Source organism: Synechococcus sp. R55.7, assembly GCF_047461955.1.
GTDB lineage: Bacteria > Cyanobacteriota > Cyanobacteriia > Thermostichales > Thermostichaceae > Thermostichus.
The window spans coordinates 1-4729 of sequence record NZ_JANSIC010000208.1; the positions used below are offsets into that span (position 1 = coordinate 1).

Sequence of the window (4729 nt, forward strand, 5' to 3'; positions counted from 1 at the left end):
CCCTGCACTCCCAGAGCAGCTGCTCTCAAAGTGCCCTGCGCCGCCGGCGCGACCGGTTCTCGATTCACCGTTCACCCCCCACACCCAAAACCCGTCCTGATTAGATTTAGGTTTAGCGCAAAGTCCACTCCGGCGCCATCCACAGCAACGGCACGTCTGGGATCCCAACAGCCTCGTTGCTCTCCAACAGCCGGCCCAGCCAAGCGGCTTGCCTTTGCGAGGACAGTCCTTGGCTTAACAGGCGTCGCAGTACTCGTTGGAAGCCCTCTCCCTCACCCGCCGGCGACAAAGAGGGATCCCCGGTCATGCGCCGCAGATCCTCCACCGCTTCGGTGTAGCCCCCCAAAGCATCCACCAAGCCCACCTCCACAGCTTGCGCCCCGGTGAAGATGCGTCCATCGGCCAATTGTCGCACCCGGTCTTCATCCAAGCTCTGCCGTCGCGCGATCATCTCTGCTTCCAGCACCTCATCTGCCTTTTCTGGCAAGTGCTGGCGTCCTTGGGCCACATCGCGAATGAACTGCTCGAGGGTATCCTCCACCAAGTTTTGCAGAAGGCGCTGCTCTTGAGGAGTGGCACTGCGGAAAGGAGAGAGAAGGTCTTTGTACTCGCCGGTTTTGAAGGTCTGCGGCTCTATGCCGTAGTTCTCCAGCAACTTACCAAAGCTGAGGCCGCTGATGATAACCCCTATGCTGCCGGTCAGGGTGCCAGGGTTGGCATAGATTTTGTCGGCAGCGCTGGCCACGTAGTACCCCCCACTGGCAGCAATGTTTTCTAGGATAGCGATCACCGGCTTGTCCGCCTCGTGCAGAGCAGTTACGGCACGGTAGAGTTCCTGGCTGGATCCCACAGCTCCGCCGGGACTGTTGATGCGCAGCAATACAGCCTTGACAGAGGGATCCCGTGCTGCCTCCCGCAACTGTTCCACAGGAGAAGTGGGCAGGCCTACCAAAGTCGAACCCCCTGGGCCGCCTATCGTTCCTTCCAGGGTGACCACCTCGATGCGCTCCGCCCCCCGTGCAGCCTCTAGGCCAACCCCGCCTCGGGTAGGCTCTGGGGCAGGGCGCGTGCCCCCGACAATGGCCGCAATAAGGCAGACGACCAGCAAAGAAGCCGCCAAAATGCGGTTAAGCTGAGTTTCTTGTGTCACAGGCCCCTCAATTGCCACTGACTCCGTTCTACCACCCCGCGGGCTTCTCGCAACGTCTGACACCAAAAGGCTGAGAACCAAGCAAACTCCTCATCTCGGTTGAGCCATCCAAGCTATTGACAAGGATCCTCCACTTATTTACGATCAGGTTCCAGCGTTTTTTACCGCTGAGGCATCTTCTGCAGGTTGCCAGTGTAAGCTGGAGTAGAGGGTAGGATCCTTGAGCGGGATTCTGGCTCGAAGCCAAGTGATTGGGGCTTTAGCTCAGTTGGTAGAGCACTTCAATGGCATTGAAGGGGTCAGCGGTTCAAGTCCGCTAAGCTCCATCCCCAGAGGGCCGATAGCAGTCGTGGCTTCTATTACCATCTATTTCTACTGCTTGCGCTAGCGGGCCGGAGGCCTTAGCAGGAAGCAAGCGGTTGTTTGTTTCACCTTGACGGTGAGATAAGTGACTATGCGTTGCGAAACGGTTCAGCAACATCTCCCCAAGCCCAGACAGTCCTATCCAGCAAGGCTTCTGGGCTTCTTAAGTGTCCACAAAGGCTCGGCAAAATCTACCCCCAACTCCTCTCCTGTAAGGCGGCCTTCCCTCACCTCCGGCTTCTCTCCCCCTGGGAGAGGGGAGTTAGGGATCGACGCAGCAAGCCGTTTCATTGCTGTTTGAAATAATGAAAGTATTCTGCTTGGGAGCAAACCTTAGGCAGCAAGGGATCCTCCGCTGTTTTCACCCTTTCCACGGAGAGGATCCTGACCTATCTCAGGAGCTTCCACCAGGCGATTTCCCAACTCACGCTTGCCCCTCTCCCTGACGGCGGATTAAGAAGCGGATTTCCTGAAGGAGAACCTCAAAGCGTTGATCCGATTCAGCCTGCCGCTGCCTCAATTCTCTCAGCTCCTGCCGCAATTCTCGCACTTCCTGCCTTAACTCCAGGACGACTTCGGCGAGACGCCCTGAAAGGGTCTGCAAGGCAAGCTGAGCATCGGTAACCTGGGCAACTGTATTGGCCACCCTGGTCACAGCTTCGGCCAACTGGACAAACCGCGTCTCAATTTCCTCATTGGTCATGGCCGGGTGTGTCTTGCTTGGCTAATGATTAGCTCATTCTACCCTGCACGGTATGGAGTGTCACTCTCTGAGAATGGACCGCAATTTTGAGGAAAAACCGGCTGGCCAACGGGGGTTATCAACCCAGGGATCCCCCATTCGCGCAAGTCAGCTGGCCAGCGCTATGAGGGTGGTGTAAATCCCTTGGAGGGACGCAGTGGCCTGGCTCCAGAGGATGTGGGTTAACGACCACCTATCCAGACCCATGGCCCCGCACAACAGCAGCAGATACAGGTTGGCAAACGTGAAGAGCGAGGCCGCCCGATCTCGGTCGCAGGGATCCTGCAGCAACTGCACCGCCTTCCAAACCAAGAGGGATCCCAGCAGCGCCGCCGCGCTCAGATAAAAGGATCCCAGCATCCCTAAGGGGTAAACCAGCAACAGGCTGACCGGAACCATCAGCAGCGCGTAGAGCAAAATCTGTGCGGCAGTGAGTCTTTCGCCCGCTACCACCGGCAGCATCGGCACCCCGGCACGGGCATAGTCTTCCCGCTTCAGAATGGCCAAAGCCCAGAAGTGGGGTGGAGTCCACAAAAAGATGATGGCGAACATCACCCACGCGGCCCAGCTGAGCTCGCCTGTGGTTGCTGCCCAGCCCACCAAAGGTGGGATCGCTCCTGCCGCTCCACCGATGACAATATTTTGCGTGCTGGAACGCTTCAGCCAGTGGGTATAGACCCCCACATACACCAGGATCCCCGACATGGCCAAACCGGCAGCCAGCAGGTTGGTGAAAATAGCCAACAACCCAAAGGCAGCCAAAGCCAGGATCCCCGAAAAAATCAGAGCATCCCGCGCCCGGATTCGACCGGAAGGCAGGGGACGATGGCGGGTTCGCTCCATCATCCGATCGATATCGGCGTCATACACCATGTTGATGACGTTGGCTGCCGCCGCCGCCATTCCTCCCCCCAAAAGGGTGATGAAAAACCTGAACAGGTCGGTGTTGCCTGCCATCCACATGGCCCCAGCCGTCGTCATCAGCAAGAGGGCGATGATCTTGGGCTTCACCAACTGGCTGTAGCTGCGCAAAACCTGGACAAGCGCCTGGCGCTCGCACCCCAGAGCACATGGGCTCTGCTCAGAGGGGATCCCCCCCATCGGGTTCTGGTAGGAAGCCTGACGGTCGACTAAAACGCTATCTTGCATGAAATTCACTCACCGGTCATTTCTGCGGTCATGGCCATCCACTGGCCTTCTTCCCCCTGGGTTCGCATTCGCCAGGCCAGCACCGTAAAACCCAGCAGACAGGCCAGCAAAGCTGCCCCCATCATCTGATGGGCCACCGTTAGGGGTTCTACCTGCAGCCGGTAATGATAGGTCAAAACACCGATCCCCACCTGGGCCAACAGCAGGCCAACAGACCCATGGCCCAAGAACTTGAGAAGGCGGGGGATCCGCTTGCGCCGCAGCCCGGTGGCCACCGCTACCGCCAACACCCCAAGGGTGGCCGGAGCAACCCCCAGCAAGTGGCTATTCATCACCCAGCACAGCTCGCCGGCAGCAAAGCATTGATGCAAAGCCCATTGGGAGGCCACCAAGGCGCCCAGAAGGCTCTGGACATACACCAGCAGCACCGCCCCCAAGCCCAGCCAAGGCAAGTAGCCGACGGAAAATGGCCCTTCACCCAGTCGCAGCGGCAGGATGGAGTCCTTAGAACCGGCTCTTGTCCAGATCAGTAATCCCAGGGTGAGCAAAGTGGCAAAAAACAGCAGGCCCGTGCCCAAGTGGGCCGTCACAATATCAAAGCGCAGCAGCTCCGTGACCGTCAGCCCACCCAGGATCCCTTGCATCAAGACCAGAACAAAAGCCCAGCTCAAACCCCAGGGCAGCCAAGTGGGCAATGCCTGACGCTTCAGCCAAGCAAACCCCATCAGAACCAGCGTAGCCAAGCCTACCCCAGAAGCCACCATGCGGTGAAACCATTCCAAAAAGACCTGTAGGTTCATCTGCTGGCTGGGCACAATTGCCCCGTAGCAAAGGGGCCAATCTGGACAGGACAGCCCAGCATTCATGACGCGGGTGGCACTGCCTAACCCCATCAGCAGCCAAGTGGCCAATGCTAACCCCAGTAGGGCTTGTCCCATACGCAGGGAAAGCTTGTCTGAGAGCACAGGATTCCGCTGGGAAGAAGGTTGGGATTGATGAAAGATCGAAGAATCCATTGCAGTTGAAGGCATAGCAAAGACTGGGCTGACGGCTCGAGCATCTGCACTGAAAAAGAGGCTGGGCTAAAAAAGCCTAGCCGGCTTGGTATCGGGCCATCTGGAAACAAAGACGCAGGTTACTCGCTGACTATTCCTCGAAGCCAATCCTAAATGCGGTTTTGTGGCTGGCGAAGGCTTTTTAAGAATTTCTTTCTCGGCGCACAGGTGTTCCGAATCCTAGGCACCTCTGGGAAGTCAAGCCAGCAGACCAATCCTTTTCCCCCTGGGAGAGGGGTCGCGGCAGCGGCGCGAAGCGTTTGGGCGGCA

4 protein-coding genes and 1 tRNA gene are annotated in these 4729 nt (G+C 58.0%); 1 reads left to right on the forward strand and 4 read right to left on the reverse strand.

What is annotated here, in order from left to right; all coding sequences use genetic code 11:
- Positions 1 to 112: 112 nt before the first annotated feature.
- A complete protein-coding gene (sppA, locus tag NW820_RS10320) occupies positions 113 to 1150 on the reverse strand; it encodes a signal peptide peptidase SppA (protein WP_414389255.1) in 1038 nt (345 codons plus the stop codon).
- Between the two features lie 253 nt (positions 1151 to 1403).
- Between sppA and NW820_RS10325 the strand changes: the two genes are divergently transcribed.
- Positions 1404 to 1476, forward strand: a tRNA-Ala gene (locus NW820_RS10325).
- Positions 1477 to 1937: 461 nt separating this feature from the next.
- On the opposite strand, the gene NW820_RS10330 is transcribed toward NW820_RS10325, so the two are convergent.
- The 3 genes from NW820_RS10330 to NW820_RS10340 form a co-directional block, all read right to left on the reverse strand.
- Positions 1938 to 2216, reverse strand: coding sequence for a hypothetical protein (locus NW820_RS10330; RefSeq protein WP_414343242.1), 279 nt, complete (start codon positions 2214 to 2216; stop codon positions 1938 to 1940).
- A gap of 147 nt (positions 2217 to 2363) precedes the next feature.
- Positions 2364 to 3356, reverse strand: coding sequence for a heme o synthase (locus NW820_RS10335; RefSeq protein ID WP_414407432.1), 993 nt, complete (start codon positions 3354 to 3356; stop codon positions 2364 to 2366).
- A gap of 53 nt (positions 3357 to 3409) precedes the next feature.
- A complete protein-coding gene (locus NW820_RS10340; protein WP_414329307.1) occupies positions 3410 to 4342 on the reverse strand; it encodes a COX15/CtaA family protein in 933 nt (310 codons plus the stop codon).
- Positions 4343 to 4729: the final 387 nt, after the last annotated feature.